Raw genomic sequence first — 16,862 nt, 5'->3', positions numbered from 1 at the left:
TCATCATACAAATGAGTAGGCCACGTCTTTATTCTTGTTCCCATTTTTCAATAAAGTTTTGTGTAAAGTGCTTCTTATGAACACCTACACCAATGTGAGTGAATTGTTCATTCAATAAAGTTTCACGATGCGCACTACTATTTAACCATCCCTCCATTACTGAAGGTGCATCTACATAATTAGCAGCGATATTTTCACCAGCAGATAGATAAGCAACCTCGCCAGCCTTTAGGCGGTCTGACAGTTCACCATATTCATCCGACGTATGCGAAAAGGCTTCACTTTCGTACATATCCACACTGTGGTTATAGGCTACTTCTTGGGTCTTCTCATCTAAGCTAAGTTCATTTACATTATATCTTTCTCTCATTACGTTTGTAATATCAATAATCTGCTGCTCCATCCCTCGATTGATAGCCGCTTCTTCCTCTTCTTCTATATCATTTACAACAAATAACTCGCCCCTATAAACTAATTCATAAGGCCTTAACATCACGAAAGACTCATCATTTAGAAAACGAACACTAGAAAGCGTACCTGTAAATTTATCTAAATAAAGTAATGCATAATAATCACCGATTCTAATAATTGGTCTCATATTCATGTCCGCTTCTGATAACTCAAAGCGATAAACACTACCTTCGAATTCAATTTCTATATTTGTTTCTGCATATAAAGAAGAATAAATTTCTCCAGATGGTTGTCCTATTTTAAAAGGGGTAACATCCACTTCTTCACCTGTGGCAAATATGGAAATTACTTTCCCTTCCCATATACCGACTTGTATATATTCATGATTGCCATTCGGATAAATCCACCATTCATAGCCTTGAAGTGTAGGATCAATCCGTTCCGGTTCACCAAACTGTTTCTTAATATCCGAAGCTTTTGACCCCATTAAAGTAAGCAATCCTTCTTCAGGCATCTCAGCAACCATTGACTCTTCATCATGTTGATTACCTATCGTCTCATCTTGAGCAACTTCTGTACCCTCATCACTCAACAGCAGTTGATCTTCACTACTAAAATCTAAGTATAACCATATAACGGTAAGAGCCAATATCAGTACAAATACGCGTAATACACTCTTCAGAGAACTTGCACCTCCCATGACTTCTTTTAAAACCCGGACACTTCTATTATATCCATGTCATATACATGAGTATCGTTAAGAATCACATAACTTCCAATCTTTTCAATACACGAAAAAGCATTTTTTATAACATATGTTTAAATATAGTATATCATCACATAGAAATGGATAATAGCAAGTTGTTTATGAATTAAGAAAACCTTTACAACAACTATAGGGTACACTTCAGTAAAGAAGCAGATTTAAATTGTATAAAAATCTCGATTTAAAGGTTTATACATCTTATTATACATGGAAATGAACTTTATATCATTAGCCTCTATATTTATCATTCTTTTCGCTAATTTTTCATTATACATATATAAAGGATGTTGGGAATACTAGTGTTAGGTGAATATAATGATACATTTGAAAAAGATTGCAACTTGTCCATTTTTCAACTATTATTAAATTTGAGATGATTCAATATTGGTTCTGTTTACCAATTGTTTTTTTCAGGAGGGATTGATTATTATGAAGCTTGAAAATACTGGTTTAGAAAACAAGCAAGTTGAACTAAAGCGACTAGATGACCTAATGGATTCTTATCAGTTAGTACGTGCAGGACAGTGGGATTATGAAAGAGTTACATACGATCGAAAATTTGAATTAAAAGAAGGAATCTACTATCTTCGTATATTTGGACATGCAGTAGAAGGTGACGTTGGCGCTAGAAAGGCTACGATTCAATTACTTACTCCTTTATTAGGCAAACATTATTATCCTCATGGAGTAGAATATGGGGATGGCGAACACTTTCCACAATCACTTGTTAAGCAATCTGAAAAGATCTTAACAGACATTAATAATGATTTAGAACAAATACTTAAGTAAGCAAAAAAAAACGTGAAGAACAAATCTTCACGTTTTTTCTATCGAATCGATAGAGCAATGCTCTATTTTCAAAACTACCTTACCAACGCGAAGTCCAGTCAATAATCGAATATCTTCAATTATTTGTTTTTGTAAAATCATCAAATCTGTTAATACTTCTTTATACGGTATAATACTTAATCTTACTTCAATTATCACCTGATCATCTAATCGCGTAATAATATCTTCACTACTTCTTCTAATTAACCTTACCTTTTCCTCCGCACCATCCATTTGAAGATAGCGTATATTGGATTCTACAATGGATGAAATGATAAATTTGCGTACTTTTTGTTTTTCCACATCTCGCTTTTCCAATTGCATCATCCATTCATTTCTGAATTCAACCTTCTTAAGTAAAGGATAGTATAGTTAATGCAGTTCGATCTCATTTTGTTCTGCTATGTCTACAAAAAGTACTCTTTAAACAGGTGCCCAAAATCTACTTTTTTCTTACTATTTGATGGGGTCACTTCCTTTATTCTCATTTATTCTTTCTCCATCTAAAGTTTTATGTATTACTATGTATTGACATGGAAATACAAGTAAAAAAAGTCCGAACATATTCGAATGATACTAGCACTCGAATAAGCTCGGACTTGCATTATTTTGGACTTTTTAGAATCCGAATATCGCTTTGATTAATGAAGTTGTTTCTCCGCCATGATAAAAAACATATAGTAGTAAATAAACGGCTACCCCCGTAATGGCAGTAGCAAACCAAATAATACTTGTAAAGGGACCGATCTTTCTATGAAGCTTTAACTTATTCTTATATCCCGTATACAAGTTAATGATTCCAAGTACCGCTCCTGATGTCGCCAATGTAATATGAAAGACAAGAAAAAGGGTATAATAAATTTTTATATCATCAGGGCCACCAAATGATGTATTTCCGATAAAGATTGTTCGACTAGCATAAATAATAAAGAATATGATGGCAAAAATGCCAGCTAATGTCATCGATTTTTTATGTGCGTCAATTTTTCTCTTACTAATTTGAACCCAACCAATTGCCACCATAATGGCACTTAACACGATAAAGGTTGTACTGATTGTTGGTAAGACAGGCAATGAATGCTCCATGGTAACTTCCTTTCTCTTATCAAACTTCCTATATGTACTTTATCCTTCATGTAATTACATGAAGAAGCTATGCTCATTTTATAAAAGTATTCCTTCTTTTTCAATCATGATTGAATGGTTTTCGTAAAAGTTCTTTAATTGTTCAAAAATGGAGCCTACCTTAGTAGCTAGGTAGGCTCGAGATTTATTCCACTGTTCTTGGGTTCATGAGCTGATTTTCAGCTTCTTTCTCATCTGACTGTTCTTTGCGATACCATTCAAAAAATACAAGCGCCAAAACATAGCCATAAACAATTTCCTGTATAATTTTCATAATAACGCCGCCTAACTGCTGATCATGCAGTAGAGACATACTATTAAACATTTCTGGTCCACTTAAATTTAATCCTGCGAGGGTTCCTGTGGGAACACAGAGAGCTAATGCTTGTCCCCATGCATGTGGATCAGAATACGTTGCATACATCGGTGCGTCTGCAAATATGATCAGTGCACAAGCCGGTGTTAATAGAATACCATCTGCAAAAATATAACCGACTTTTTTTAGCCCACTTATTCTTTGCTGCTCAGGTAACGGTGTGATAAGTGGCCACCACATACATATAGCAAAGAGAAATAAGATAATTGTATAAACTGTATGCAAAGTCATATCTACTTTAATTACATCAAAAATTAACGGGATATGGTAAAAAGAAAATAAGCCATTAAAAAAGATTAAAGCAATTAATGGTTTTGTAAAAAAGCGAAACAATGGTTTTACGATTGGTAAGGCAATAAAAGAACGCCACATCCATTTAGGAATTCCGTAAATAAACAAGATTGGCACAACTAAATAGAGTACACCCATTTGAATCATATGTGCATAAAACATCAAATGTCCCATTAGATCAAGCGGAGAACCCTTAATCAAATATAAGACTAAGATTGCACTTGAGAAGAATAGCGCTTCTTTCTTATGTAATGGTTCACTATTTGCAAAACGGTGGCGAAACTTAACGGTCACTAAAAAATACAAAATTAACAACAAGACCAATGCTAGAAAAAAATACGGACTCCATAATGCTCTAAATCCAAAAATACTAAGTGGCATTCTTACGTCACCTCATTTTATGTAATACTACAGGCCATCATTATTGTTTCTGATATCAATGTCTATTATACGCTTGTCTTAAAGACCGTGGCAACCCACTTTATGGAATCGGTGTCAACATCTTACCTTGATTGTTGTAACTGTCATAAATTTTTAAGAATTGTAGCTCAATTTGGTTATTATCTATTACATGAATTACTAAGCAATCTATTTTGACCATTTTTAACACACAAAAAAACGACTGAAATTTATCAGTCGTTTTTCATTTTTACCACCAAATAATTGTCATGAATGCCAGCAGAGTAATGAAAGCTACAAAGACACCTGAATACAGGAACAATGCAGGAGCTTCATGTCCTTTATGGCTCATATGCATGAAATAATATAGTTGGAAGCCTACTTGAACGATTGCTAGAACTAAGATAAACGGAATGGTAAACCATCCGGAAATATCATAGCCAACAGCAATGAAAGCCACAAATGTTAAAAAGATCATCATGGCAAATGAAACAACCTGATATCTCATTTCCTCTGCGCTTTTTCTGCGACGATATTCAATGTCAACTTTTGGGTTACCTGAGTTTAATTCTTCATTTGCCATCAGTTATCCCACCATTCCCATTAAATATACAACCGTAAAGATAAACACCCATACAACATCAATAAAGTGCCAGTATAAACTTGCAACATAAAACTTTGGTGCTGTATAAAGGTCTAATCCACGTTTTGCATTACGTACCATTAATGTAATGATCCATGCAAGACCAAATGCAACGTGACCACCATGGAAGCCAACAAGTGTGTAGAAAGCTGTACCAAATGCTGAACTTGTAAATGTATGATGGTATTCATGTACATAATGGTTGAATTCGTAAACTTCTAAACCAAGGAAAGCTAAACCGAGTAATACGGTAATGCCTAACCATAACTGCATTTTTTTGAAGTTGAAATTCTTCATATGGTACATTGCATAAACACTAGTTAGTGAGCTTGTTAATAACAACATTGTCATAACAAACACTAATGGTATTTCAAAAAGGTCTTTTGCTAAATAATGGTCACTGTTTGGTACACGATCCTTTAATGCTAAATAAGTTGCAAATAAAGTCGCAAATAAAACAGTTTCACCACCAAGGAATAGCCAGAAACCTAAAAATTTATTCTTTCCGTCGAGGGTTTGCTTTTCAGGCGCTGCAGGCCATGTTTCATATGTGAATTTTTCATCTGCCTTCATTATGCCTTACCCCCTTTATCATCATCCATTAATTCCTCTTTATGAATATGATATCCGTGGTCATCTTTCACTGATCTAAAGAACATAGAACCAAAGACAACCAACATGCCGATAATAAGTACTGGGATGCCCCATGAATGTTCATTATGGTACATTGCACCAAATGCAGCGATAAACAATCCTACGGAAATAACAAATGGAACGAATGAATTGTTAGGCATATGGATGTCTCCTATTGGCTCAGCCGGAGTCATCTCTTTATTACCTTCCATTTTCTCAATCCAGTAAGGATCTAAACCACGTACAAGTGGAAGCTGTTTAAAGTTATAAAACGGTGGTGGTGATGGTATTGCCCATTCAAGTGTACGTCCGTCACCCCATGGATCGCCACCAACTTTTTTATTCTTCGCAATGGTCATAACCACATTAATTAATAATACGATTGTTGCTACCGCCATAAAGAAGGCACCAACAGTACTTACCAAGTTCGCAGTTTCAAACCCTTGACCTTCGTTAAACGTAAAGATACGACGCGGCATCCCCATTAAACCTAAGAAATGTTGAATAAAGAAGGTTAAATGGAACCCAATTAAAAATAACCAGAATGTTACTTTTCCAAGGGCTTCATTCAACATTGTGCCAAACATCTTCGGCCAATATAGATGTAAACCGCCAAGTAATGCGAAGACAACTCCACCAACGATAACATAATGGAAGTGAGCAACAACAAAGTAACTATCATGGTACTGATAATCCTGTGCAGCTGACGCAAGCATAACACCTGTTACTCCACCCATTGTAAAGGTTGGTATAAACGCAATCGCATACAACATTGGGGTTGTAAATTTAATGCTACCGCCCCACATTGTAAAGAGCCAGTTAAATATTTTAATCCCCGTCGGAACAGCGATTGCCATTGTCGCCACAGAGAAAATGGCATTAGCGATCGGACCTAATCCAGTTGTAAACATATGGTGAGCCCATACCATGAAACCTAAAAACCCGATTAACACGGTAGCGAAAACCATTGATGAATAACCAAACAATCTTTTTCTTGAGAAAATCGCAAAGATTTCCGAAAAGATACCAAAAGCTGGTAATACTAAGATATAAACTTCTGGGTGTCCAAAGATCCAGAATAAATGCTCCCAAATAATTGTGTTACCACCCATATCTGGGTTAAAGAAATTTCCTCCAAATAAACGATCAAAAAGCATTAAGAAAAGTGCCACAGTTAGTGGAGGGAATGCAAATAGTATTAATGCTGACGTTACAAACGTTGTCCATGTAAATAACGGCATACGCATATAAGTCATTCCTGGTGCACGCATATTAATAATCGTTACGAGGAAGTTAATCCCCCCTATTAATGTACCCGCACCTGAGATTTGTAATCCTAATACGTAAAAATCTATCCCGTGACCTTCTGACGCAAGTGAAAGGGACGCATAAGAAGTCCAACCAGCATCAGGAGCTCCTCCTAAAAACCACGAAAGGTTTAGGAATACACCACCAAAGAAAAACAACCAGAACCCTAGAGAGTTAAGGAAAGGGAATGCAACATCGCGTGCCCCAATTTGTAGTGGCATAACCGCATTCATAAATGCGAATATCAACGGCATCGCTGCCAAGAAAATCATTGTTGTACCGTGCATAGTGAGTATTTCATTGTATACTCCAGCACTTACAAAATCATTGCCTGGTACGGCTAGCTGGATACGGATAAACATTGCCTCTAGTCCACCGACTAGGAAGAAAAATCCACCAGCAATTAGATAAAGGATGGCAATTTTTTTATGGTCAACAGTTGTTAAGTAATCCCATAAAACGGCGCCAACACCTTTTTTCTGAGCATAGGTACTCACAATTTTACCTCCTTCTTAAACGCAAATCGCCTTATCAATCCTCAACTTTAAGGCCCATTAAGTAATCTGTTAATGCATCGATTTCTTCATCTGAAAGGTCACCATACTGACCTGTCATTTTATTTCCAGGCTTAAATTCTTCTGGATCTTTTATCCAAGCTTTCAGATTCTCTTCTGTATGCTCTAAGTATCCAGCTATATGCGTACGGTCACCAAAAGTTGTCAAGTTAGGACCAACAGCATTTGCTCCTGTAGGCGTAACTGCATGACACCCAATACAGCTTTGATTAAAGATTTCTTGCCCTTGTTCTGCAGACGCAGTTTCAGGTTGAGCTGCTTCTTCCATAGAAGCCAAGTCTTCAGCCCAAGCATCAAAATCATCTTTTGAAATAGCTTTTACTTTAAAGTCCATTAATGCATGTGATGGTCCGCAAAGCTCAGCACATTTCCCATAAAAAATATTACCTACTTCATCAGCTTTTTTACTATCAAATTCTAACCAAAACTTATTCGTATTTTCAGTATTGGTATCAAGCTTACCACCAGCAGCTGGAATCCAGAATGAGTGTTTCACATCTGTTGATAGTAGATTGAAATATACTTTTTCGTCAGTAGGAACCACTAGCTCCTGACTAGTTACGATACCTTGATTCGGATATTCGAACTCCCACCAATAAAGATTCGCTTTAACATTTACCACCGTTACATCTGTTTTCCCCTCTTCATTCTTATCTTCCATAGGAGAAACATCAGCTAAGTCAAACGTAGCTGCAACAGTCGGTACAGCTAAAACTAGAAGTAATAAAATTGGTATAACAGTCCAGATAATCTCTAATTTGTGACTTCCTTCAACTTGTTTAGGGATCTTATCGTCTTTACGACGAAACTTAAACAGTACGATAAGGAAAATGACTGTCACGACAATAATGACACCAACCATAATGAATGTACTCAATAGCATAAGGTCATATTGTGTTTGCGCAACTTCACCCGCTGGTTGTAGTGCCGATATAAATGGCTCACCACAGCCGGCTAGAAATAACGTCGTTACAGCTAACATAAATAGCAGACGCCCTTTTGCAAGCCTTTTCATAGCTTATTCATACCCCTCTTTCGTGAAAATTTCTTTGAGTGCTAAAACTTAATATGGATAAATCTCTCAACAAGAGAGAATCTCCCAACAAATGAAAAATGAGCTACTCCACCAGTAAAATTAAGTAAAGCCCAACACATACTTCTAATCATATTGTTACAAACTTTGGAAAAGGTATTCCTATCTTAGAAAACAACTTTCTTAAAAAGCTTGTCTTCCTTACTATTATGTTCACTTTTTAAATATGTAAGTAATCTCTTTGTGTTTGTTATGTATTTATGAGTAAACATAATATCCAGATTATTAAAAAAATCTTAGACAGATTTCAAGCTATTTTTTCGTTTTCATCCTATTTCCTTTTAGTATGTGATACTGGAAAGCATTTAATGACAGATTAAAAGTTAAGCACTATCTCCACTATAAAGCAAATTAGTTTACATTACCATATTTGTCATTAAATTCACTAAAGCAGTTAAAATTAATTCCAAATCATTGACAATTCCACACAAAACAAGTGTGATGCATTCACTGTATATTAAATCACATTTTTTAGTTATTTTGTGAAATTTTCTAGAATTAATTATGACTAATTTGTGTCAGAAGTTTGTTTTTCATTATATATTCATCACTTTTCTGAGATAATTAAGTTAATAATTTTTTCATTAAATGATAAATTAAGGTAATCACACAACTTAAGCTTTTTAGAAATATTTACATGACAACTATATTTCTAGCAGACAAAACTTATGTTTTCAAGGGAAATAAGGATGAATACGGAAGAATTTTTATAAGTATTGTAATATTTTGATGAATCCTGTAGTATCAAAAAAGTGAGTATACATAGACGTATTTTTTTCACATTTAGTTCAATTACAACTTATCCGATTTAAACGAAGTAAATAAACATAAATGAACACAATTATTTGGTTATACATTATGACAAATATCAGCATTTAAATGGTATCTATAAGTATAATCACGCGTGGCGTAAACCTTATATTCTTATAGCCATAGCGCTCATACATACCTATACATTCAGAAGAAGGTGAAAGATTTGCAACGATCATTAAAATGGTTTGCTGTCCTAACAACAATAGGCATGCTACTCATTCTATTAGGCGGGGCATTAGTTACAAAGACAGATTCGGGAGACGGCTGCGGGGCATCATGGCCATTATGTCACGGTGAATTTATCCCAAGCAATATTTCACCCGAATTAATTATTGAGCTCGCGCATAGACTTGTTTCAGGTTCTGTCGGATTTATGGTTCTAATTTTAGCCATTTGGTCATGGAAAAAGATTGGTCATGTAAGAGAAACTAAATTTCTAGCCATTTCATCTGTCATCTTTCTAGTATTGCAAGCACTCATCGGTGCAGCTGCAGTCATGTGGGGACAATCTGATTTTGTGATGGCACTCCATTTCGGTATTTCATTAATATCATTTGCCGCTGTTCTATTACTTACTTTGTTAATTTTCGAAGTGGATAAGAAGTTCCAAGCAGAAAAACTTGTTCTCGATCAACGAATGAAGCGCCACATTATCGGGGTTACACTCTACAGTTATATCGTTGTTTATACAGGTGCGCTTGTACGACATGTAAATGCTAGTCTCGTTTGTATCGATTGGCCATTCTGTAGAAATGACGCCATCGGTCTTCCGCTAAATATGTATGAATGGATTCAGATGGGACATCGTGCAGCAGCTGGTTTCATATTTATTTGGATTACCTATATCATGATACTGGCACTGAAACATTATAAGCATCAGCCAGTCATTTATATCGGCTGGATTATCTCGTTTATTTTAGTCAGTTTACAAGTCATTGCTGGCGCACTAGTTGTAATTACCCAATTAAACTTGTACATTGCGCTCGCCCATGCATTTTTTATTTCTTGCTTGTTTGGGGTGTTAAGCTACTTTATCCTTCTCACAACACGAAGCAAAGCGAATGAATTGACTCAATCAAAGAAAACGGACAATAAAAAAGACAAAAACGTTCCATTATCATAAGTTTTTATTTGATTGAAAGTAAGCAAAAAAACTTTTCCTCTATTTAAGAGGAAAAGTTTTTTTATTATGATCGCGCTAATTCAATTAAAAGATCACCAGTAGCAATCGATTCACCATCAGCTGCATAAATTTCTTTTACCGTACCTGTAAATGGAGCTTGTACAGTTGTTTCCATTTTCATCGCCTCAGTAATCATCAAGTGATCACCTTGATTAACGATGTCCCCCTTGTTTACTACTGCCTTAATAACTGTTCCAGGCATTGTCGCAGCAATATGTGTTTCATTGTGGGGGTCTGCTTTTACTTTCGTTGCAACGGAAGATTTAATACTTTCATCTTTTATCACCACTTCACGAGGTTGTCCATTTAGTTCGAAATAAATCACTCTCGTTCCATCTGCCCGCGCTTGACCAATTGACACTAATTTAACAATAAGCGTTTTTCCTTTTTCAATTTCCACTTCAATTTCTTCACCTAAGTTCATACCGTATAAGAATGTAGGGGTATCAAGAACAGAAACATCACCAAATTGCGTATATGTTTTGTGGTAGTCCATAAATACCTTAGGATAAAGTGCATAGGCAATTGCATCAAAGCTTGTCACTTCTCTACCTAACTCTTTATATAATGTCGCTTTTATTTCTTCAAAATCAACATGTTCTAGCAGCTCTCCAGGTCTAACAGTGATGGCTTCTCTATTTTTCAATATCGCCTTTTGTAAATCTTTAGGGAATCCTTGATACGGTTGTCCTAAATAACCTTCAAACAGCTCGACAACAGAATCAGGGAAGTCTAGTGAAGCACCTTTTTGAATGACCGCTTCTTCATCTAATTGATTTTGTACCATGTATAGAGCCATATCTCCTACAACTTTTGATGACGGTGTAACTTTGACAATATCACCAAACATTTGATTGACGCGGGAATACATCCCTTTTACATCATCCCATTTCTCCCCTAATCCAACTGCTTTTGCCTGTTGTTGTAGGTTACTATATTGCCCTCCAGGCATTTCATGTTGATAAATTTCTGTATGAGGTGCTTTCATACCACTTTCAAATTCTTGATAATATTTACGTACATCTTCCCAATAATAGGATAGTTGTTCTAATGCATCCACACTCATCTCAGGTTGTCTTTCTGAACCTTCTAACGCGTAGTATAATGTATTTGCACTAGGTTGTGATGTTAATCCAGCCATCGTACTTAAGGCAACATCAACAATATCAACGCCCGCCTCGATTGCTTTTGCATAAGTGAAAATTCCGTTGCCACTAGTATCATGCGTATGCAAATGAATAGGAATATCTACCGTTTCTTTCAATTCTGAAATGAGCTCATAGGCTGATTGAGGCTTCAATAATCCAGCCATATCCTTAATCCCTAAAATATGAGCACCTTGATGTTCGAGTTCTTTAGCCAACTCTTTATAATACGCTAGATCATATTTCTTTCTTGTTTTATCAGAAATATCACCTGTATAACAAATGGCTGCCTCAGCGATTTTGCCTGTCTGTCTAACAGCATCAATTGCTACCTCCATACCTTTTACCCAGTTTAAACTATCGAAAATTCGGAAGACATCGATACCTGCATGTGCTGACTTTTCTACAAACTCTTGAATAACATTGTCCGCATAGTTTTTATAACCAACAGCATTAGAAGCCCTTAACAACATTTGTAAGAGAATATTTGGCATCTTCTGACGTAATGTTAATAATCTTTCCCAAGGATCTTCTTTCAAAAAGCGATAAGCCACATCAAAAGTCGCACCGCCCCACATCTCTGAAGAAAACATTTGCGGTAGTAGTTTTGCCGTCGGTTCAGCAATATTTTGTAAATCCTTTGTTCGAACTCTTGTCGCTAGTAAGGATTGATGAGCATCTCTAAACGTCGTATCTGTTAATAGAACATTCTTTTGTTCCTTAATCCATGACACAAGCCCTTCTGCACCACGTTCTTCAAGTACTTGCTTTGTACCAGACTGATACTCATTAGGTAAAATAATTTTAGGCATTCTTGGTTGATCAAATGCTGGCTTCTTCTGCTTTTCGATTCCAGGGAAACCATTAACAGTTACATTACCGATGTATGATAGCATTTTTGTTCCACGGTCTTTTCTTTTTGGGAAAATAAACAGTTCCGGTGTACGATCAATAAAAGATGTATCATATTCACCTGTCAAAAAGTTTTTATGTTTAACAACATTCTCTAAAAACGGAATATTGGTTTTTATCCCTCTGATTCTAAATTCTTGTAAATTTCTTACCATTTTTGATGCAGCTTGTTCAAAGGTAATTGCATGAGTTGAAAGTTTCACCAATAAAGAATCATAATGTGGTGTGATTACTGCACCTTGGTAAGCATTACCTGCATCTTGACGAACACCAAACCCTCCACCACTACGATAAGCCATTAGTCTTCCTGTATCAGGCATAAAATTGTTCAAAGGATCTTCTGTCGTTACACGAGATTGAATCGCATATCCCATTGTTTTGATATCTGCTTGATCTGGTATACCAATTTTTTCACTGTGTAATCCATATCCTTCAGCAACTAAAATTTGTGTTTGCACGATATCAATACCAGTTATCATTTCAGTGATTGTATGTTCAACTTGGACACGAGGATTTACTTCAATGAAATAAAACTCTTCTCCTGAAACAAGGAACTCAACTGTTCCAGCATTAATATAATCGACGTTCTTCATTAATTGTACGGCTGCCTCGCAAATACGTCCTCTTAATTCCTCATCTAACGATACACATGGTGCGACTTCGACAACTTTTTGGTGACGTCTTTGTACAGAACAATCCCTTTCAAACAGGTGAATAATATTACCATGTTGGTCCCCAATGATTTGCACTTCTATATGTTTCGGATTTTGCACGAATTTTTCGACATACACTTCATCATTACCGAACGCCGCTTTCGCTTCAGATTTCGCGCGATTATAGGCTTCTCTCACTTCCTCGCCACTGTTAACTATCCTCATTCCACGACCGCCACCACCAAGCGAGGCTTTAATAATAATTGGGTAGCCGTAATCTCTTCCGAATTGTTCTACTTCTTCAACAGCTTGCACAGGACCATCAGAACCAGGAATAACCGGAATATTCGCACTTTGGGCTTGTGACCGCGCCTTTACTTTATCTCCAAACATATTCAAATGTTTAGATTCAGGCCCAATAAACTTAATACCTTCCTCTTCACATCTTCTAGCAAACTGAATATTTTCTGATAAGAAGCCATAACCAGGATGAATCGCGTCAACTCCGCTATCTTTTGCGATTTTAAGGATACCCTCGATATCGAGGTAAGCATCAATCGGCTTCTTACCTTCACCAACAAGGTATGCTTCATCTGCTTTGTATCTATGATACGACCCTGAGTCTTCCTTTGAATAGATCGCAACTGTACGGATATTTAATTCCGTACAGGCACGAAAAACACGAATGGCAATTTCTCCTCGATTGGCGACTAATACCTTACTAATCTTTTGACCCATAATAACACCCCGTATATTTTTATCGTCTATTATATGTAAAACGACCACCCATACTTGCTGTTGTATTTACTGGTTTGTCAGTCGTTACATCTTGTTCTTCTTTTTCTTTATATTTCTTTTCATAGTTTACAAACATTGATACATTCACTAAAATGCCCATTGAAACCATAAGTACTAATAAGGATGATCCACCATAGCTTATAAAAGGCAAAGGCACCCCAGTTAAAGGAATGACTCCTGATATACCGCCAAGGTTAATAAATGCTTGAATGCCAATCATACTAGAAACACCTATAGCTAATAAACTTCCAAATGCATCTTTACACTTGAGTGCGACGAATATGCCTTTTAGTACGATGAAGCCTAAAGCAAAAAGCACAAACATCACACCAAAAACACCCAGTTCTTCAACGATAACAGCCATAATAAAATCTGTATGAGCTTCTGGTAAGTAGCCCATTTTTTGAATACTTTGTCCTAATCCTAAACCGGTTAATCCACCATTACCAAGGGCGATAAATGCGTTGGACAATTGATATCCCCCTTCAGCTTCAAACGGATGTAGGAAATCGAATCTTGCTAGCCTAGTATCTGTAAAGATTTTATCTCTTAAAATAAGCATGATTGGAACTAAAAAAATAGCACCAATACCAGCTAATTTTAAAAGGTTTTTCATATTCATACCAGAAGATAAAATAATCGCTAGACCAATTAAAAAGATAATTCCTGCCGTTCCATAATCTGGTTCCATCGCAATCAGGCCACAAACGAGAATCAAATAAACAAGCGGTGGTACAACACCCTTATTAAATTCATTAATATACGATTGTTTCTTTGCATAAACAGCAGACAAATAAACAATAACAATAACCTTTACAAACTCCGATGGTTGAATAGAACGGGTACCTAAATCAATCCAGCTTTGTGCGTTATTAACCGCGTTCCCGATAATCGATACAAGTAACAAACCAAAAAATGAAAAGAAGACGATTGGAATGAGAAACTTGTTACTTTTATAAGCTTTATATGGGAATAGGGCAGCAACAATAAACGCAATCGTACCAAGAATTAAATGTGTTCTTTGTTTATCATAAAAGTAGTCACTAGCAACTCCATTATGTTGGACAGCAGTCACCATGCTTGAACTATAGACCATAACCAGTCCAAATATACATAGCAGACCTAATACAACGATCAATGAATAATCATAAGATTTTAGAATTTTTTTAAACATATGCCTCTTCCTTTATTCTCTTAAGTAGTATATTTATTCTACTATAGCATTGATTTTCCTGCCAAAATAAAGATAAAAAGGAATGTAATTAAAACGTAACGCGTTAAATGATTAGATCATTGTTCTGTATGATTCTATCTAATGTGACATACTAATTAATATATTTATACATCATAATTATCTTTTTGTCTACTATATATGCTTAATTCGTAGAATCAATTGTATAGATTAGCATAATATTGACTATTAATTTTAAAGCAGCATAACATATATTTTTTCTATTTTTTCTCTATTCTTCTCTTAACCAATTTTTAACAAACAAAAAAACTCAAGCTAATATTCTTAGCTTGAGTTTTTAATATGTTTTATTTTTTTACTGATGCTTCATGTAGAATGGATAATTCTCTCTCAAGTTTATCAAGAATTTCTTTTCCATCTTTATCAGCAATTAATCCAAGTCTCACAGCAAAATCAATTTCACGAGATAAGCCAAACATCTGCGTATCAAGTACTTCTTCGTATAATGGACATTGAGGCATAGTCAAATTATCCATTTGGACTTTGATTAATTTTAATATTTTTTCAGCATCTGCTTGTAATAGAGCATTAGCTCTTTCTTTATGATCAATAACCATTTCAGAAGCCAACTTTCAATCCCCCCGTTTCCGAGCGATTATCCTATCTATAAATTTTAAACTTAAGTGAAAAAAAAAGCAAGGATAATCAGGGATATCCGCTGATTAAAAAATACTAAAATGATATTCCTCTGCCATAATCTTCAAAATTTCTGCACCGGCAATACTATTCCCTCTCTCATCTAGTGCAGGAGAGAAAATGCCTATTCCTAACTTCCCTGGCACAACTGCCATTATACCACCCGATACACCACTTTTCGCAGGAATTCCCACTTTGATTGCAAACTCACCTGAAGCATTATACATACCGCAAGTTACCATGAATGTTTTGCATATTCTTGCAATTTCCTCCTCAATTAATATGTTTCCTGATTGCGGATCACGGCCATTATTGGCAAATACTGCTGCTATTCTTGACAAATCTAAACAATTCATTTCAATCGCGCATTGTTTCGTATAAATATCAATTAACTCATCAACATCTCCATCAATCACTCCATGTTGTTTCATAAAATAACATAATGAACGATTTAAGTCTGTTGTCTTATATTCCGAATCTGCCACCTCTTTATTGTAACCAATGGCTTTACCCCCTAATAAGCATTGGACAAAGTGGAGAATACGGTGCCATCTCTCATCGGGAGAATTTCCATTTACCATGCTTGTAACCGCCAAAGCTCCTGCATTAATCATTGGGTTCAGAGGTTTAGAGTGTGAGCTCGTCTCAAGCTTAATCATTGAATTATAAGGATCCCCAGTTGGTTCCATACCTACTTTTTGAAATACATTTGTGTATCCTTGATCAATTAATGCTAGTGCTAGAACAAGCACTTTTGAAATACTTTGTAATGTGAACTTTTGTTCAATATCTCCAGCTGAAACACAAACATCACTACCTCGAGTAATATGAAAGACAGCTGCTGAAACATTTGACTGATCAGCAGCCTTCAAAGCCGGGATATAATCTGCTACTTTACCTTTAGCCACAAGCGGTTTCACTCGTTCAATTATTCCTAACAATTCTTGATCAGTCTGACAACCCATAACTCCCCTACTCTCCTTCAATATTTCCTTATAGTTTAATACATTTAGTAACATTCC

14 protein-coding genes are annotated in these 16,862 nt (G+C 35.8%); 2 read left to right on the top strand and 12 right to left on the bottom strand.

All coding sequences use genetic code 11. From position 1 onward, the window contains the following. Positions 1-28: 28 nt before the first annotated feature. Entirely contained in the window at positions 29-1,111 is a 1,083-nt protein-coding gene (locus LCM23_RS16260) for a CAP domain-containing protein (protein WP_224937881.1), read from the bottom strand. A 495-nt stretch (positions 1,112-1,606) separates the two neighbouring features. Between LCM23_RS16260 and LCM23_RS16255 the strand changes: the two genes are divergently transcribed. Then, positions 1,607-1,966 (top strand): YugN family protein, encoded by a 360-nt coding sequence (locus LCM23_RS16255; RefSeq protein ID WP_224937880.1) that lies wholly within the window; start codon positions 1,607-1,609, stop codon positions 1,964-1,966. 27 nt (positions 1,967-1,993) lie between these two features. Here LCM23_RS16255 and LCM23_RS16250 read toward each other — a convergent pair whose 3' ends face one another. The 7 genes from LCM23_RS16250 to coxB form a co-directional block, all read right to left on the bottom strand. Then, positions 1,994-2,323, bottom strand: a complete 330-nt coding sequence (locus LCM23_RS16250) for a hypothetical protein (protein WP_224937879.1) — start codon at positions 2,321-2,323, stop codon at positions 1,994-1,996. Between the two features lie 300 nt (positions 2,324-2,623). After that, positions 2,624-3,091, bottom strand: a complete 468-nt coding sequence (locus LCM23_RS16245) for a DUF420 domain-containing protein (protein ID WP_095369649.1) — start codon at positions 3,089-3,091, stop codon at positions 2,624-2,626. A gap of 184 nt (positions 3,092-3,275) precedes the next feature. Further along, positions 3,276-4,178: a cytochrome c oxidase assembly factor CtaG gene (gene ctaG / locus LCM23_RS16240; protein ID WP_224937878.1), complete on the bottom strand. Its 903-nt coding sequence runs from the start codon at positions 4,176-4,178 to the stop codon at positions 3,276-3,278. A gap of 268 nt (positions 4,179-4,446) precedes the next feature. Next, positions 4,447-4,779 carry a cytochrome c oxidase subunit IVB gene (gene ctaF, locus LCM23_RS16235; protein ID WP_095369651.1) on the bottom strand — a complete coding sequence of 111 codons (333 nt, stop codon included), beginning with the start codon at positions 4,777-4,779 and terminating at the stop codon, positions 4,447-4,449. Between the two features lie 3 nt (positions 4,780-4,782). Continuing rightward, the gene (locus tag LCM23_RS16230; protein ID WP_095369652.1) at positions 4,783-5,412 is read right to left on the bottom strand and encodes a cytochrome (ubi)quinol oxidase subunit III; all 630 of its coding nucleotides are present in this window, start codon (positions 5,410-5,412) and stop codon (positions 4,783-4,785) included. Continuing rightward, complete coding sequence (gene ctaD, locus LCM23_RS16225) at positions 5,412-7,277, bottom strand: cytochrome c oxidase subunit I (RefSeq protein WP_224937877.1); 1,866 nt, start codon at positions 7,275-7,277, stop codon at positions 5,412-5,414. Before ctaD ends, LCM23_RS16230 begins: the two co-directional genes overlap by 1 nt. A gap of 34 nt (positions 7,278-7,311) precedes the next feature. Then, positions 7,312-8,370, bottom strand: a complete 1,059-nt coding sequence (coxB, locus tag LCM23_RS16220) for a cytochrome c oxidase subunit II (RefSeq protein ID WP_095369654.1) — start codon at positions 8,368-8,370, stop codon at positions 7,312-7,314. A 1,054-nt stretch (positions 8,371-9,424) separates the two neighbouring features. Here coxB and LCM23_RS16215 point away from each other — a divergent pair. Then, complete coding sequence (locus LCM23_RS16215; protein ID WP_095369655.1) at positions 9,425-10,384, top strand: COX15/CtaA family protein; 960 nt, start codon at positions 9,425-9,427, stop codon at positions 10,382-10,384. 64 nt (positions 10,385-10,448) lie between these two features. On the opposite strand, the gene pyc is transcribed toward LCM23_RS16215, so the two are convergent. The 4 genes from pyc to glsA all read right to left on the bottom strand — a co-directional run bounded on the left by pyc (position 10,449) and on the right by glsA (position 16,805). Next, the gene (gene pyc, locus LCM23_RS16210) at positions 10,449-13,892 is read right to left on the bottom strand and encodes a pyruvate carboxylase (protein WP_224937876.1); all 3,444 of its coding nucleotides are present in this window, start codon (positions 13,890-13,892) and stop codon (positions 10,449-10,451) included. A gap of 19 nt (positions 13,893-13,911) precedes the next feature. Beyond that, positions 13,912-15,126 (bottom strand): FtsW/RodA/SpoVE family cell cycle protein, encoded by a 1,215-nt coding sequence (locus tag LCM23_RS16205; protein ID WP_224937875.1) that lies wholly within the window; start codon positions 15,124-15,126, stop codon positions 13,912-13,914. A gap of 365 nt (positions 15,127-15,491) precedes the next feature. Beyond that, positions 15,492-15,773 (bottom strand): YlaN family protein, encoded by a 282-nt coding sequence (locus LCM23_RS16200; RefSeq protein ID WP_095369658.1) that lies wholly within the window; start codon positions 15,771-15,773, stop codon positions 15,492-15,494. A 93-nt stretch (positions 15,774-15,866) separates the two neighbouring features. Continuing rightward, positions 15,867-16,805 (bottom strand): glutaminase A, encoded by a 939-nt coding sequence (glsA, locus tag LCM23_RS16195; RefSeq protein ID WP_224937874.1) that lies wholly within the window; start codon positions 16,803-16,805, stop codon positions 15,867-15,869. Between the last annotated feature and the right edge of the window lie 57 nt (positions 16,806-16,862).

The organism is Cytobacillus kochii, from assembly GCF_020171845.1.
GTDB classification, from domain to species: Bacteria; Bacillota; Bacilli; order Bacillales; family Cytobacillaceae; genus Cytobacillus; species Cytobacillus kochii.
The sequence above is the reverse complement of the archived record's forward strand: the minus strand, read 5'-3'. Positions and strand labels throughout refer to the sequence as shown.

Coding starts and splice junctions, on each gene's coding strand:
- LCM23_RS16260 (WP_224937881.1), bottom strand. CDS start 1,111: ATGGGAGGTGCAAGTTCTCTGAAGAGTGTATTACGCGTATTTGTACTG.
- LCM23_RS16255 (WP_224937880.1), top strand. CDS start 1,607: ATGAAGCTTGAAAATACTGGTTTAGAAAACAAGCAAGTTGAACTAAAG.
- LCM23_RS16245 (WP_095369649.1), bottom strand. CDS start 3,091: ATGGAGCATTCATTGCCTGTCTTACCAACAATCAGTACAACCTTTATC.
- ctaG (WP_224937878.1), bottom strand. CDS start 4,178: ATGCCACTTAGTATTTTTGGATTTAGAGCATTATGGAGTCCGTATTTT.
- ctaF (WP_095369651.1), bottom strand. CDS start 4,779: ATGGCAAATGAAGAATTAAACTCAGGTAACCCAAAAGTTGACATTGAA.
- LCM23_RS16230 (WP_095369652.1), bottom strand. CDS start 5,412: ATGAAGGCAGATGAAAAATTCACATATGAAACATGGCCTGCAGCGCCT.
- coxB (WP_095369654.1), bottom strand. CDS start 8,370: ATGAAAAGGCTTGCAAAAGGGCGTCTGCTATTTATGTTAGCTGTAACG.
- pyc (WP_224937876.1), bottom strand. CDS start 13,892: ATGGGTCAAAAGATTAGTAAGGTATTAGTCGCCAATCGAGGAGAAATT.
- LCM23_RS16205 (WP_224937875.1), bottom strand. CDS start 15,126: ATGTTTAAAAAAATTCTAAAATCTTATGATTATTCATTGATCGTTGTA.
- glsA (WP_224937874.1), bottom strand. CDS start 16,805: ATGGGTTGTCAGACTGATCAAGAATTGTTAGGAATAATTGAACGAGTG.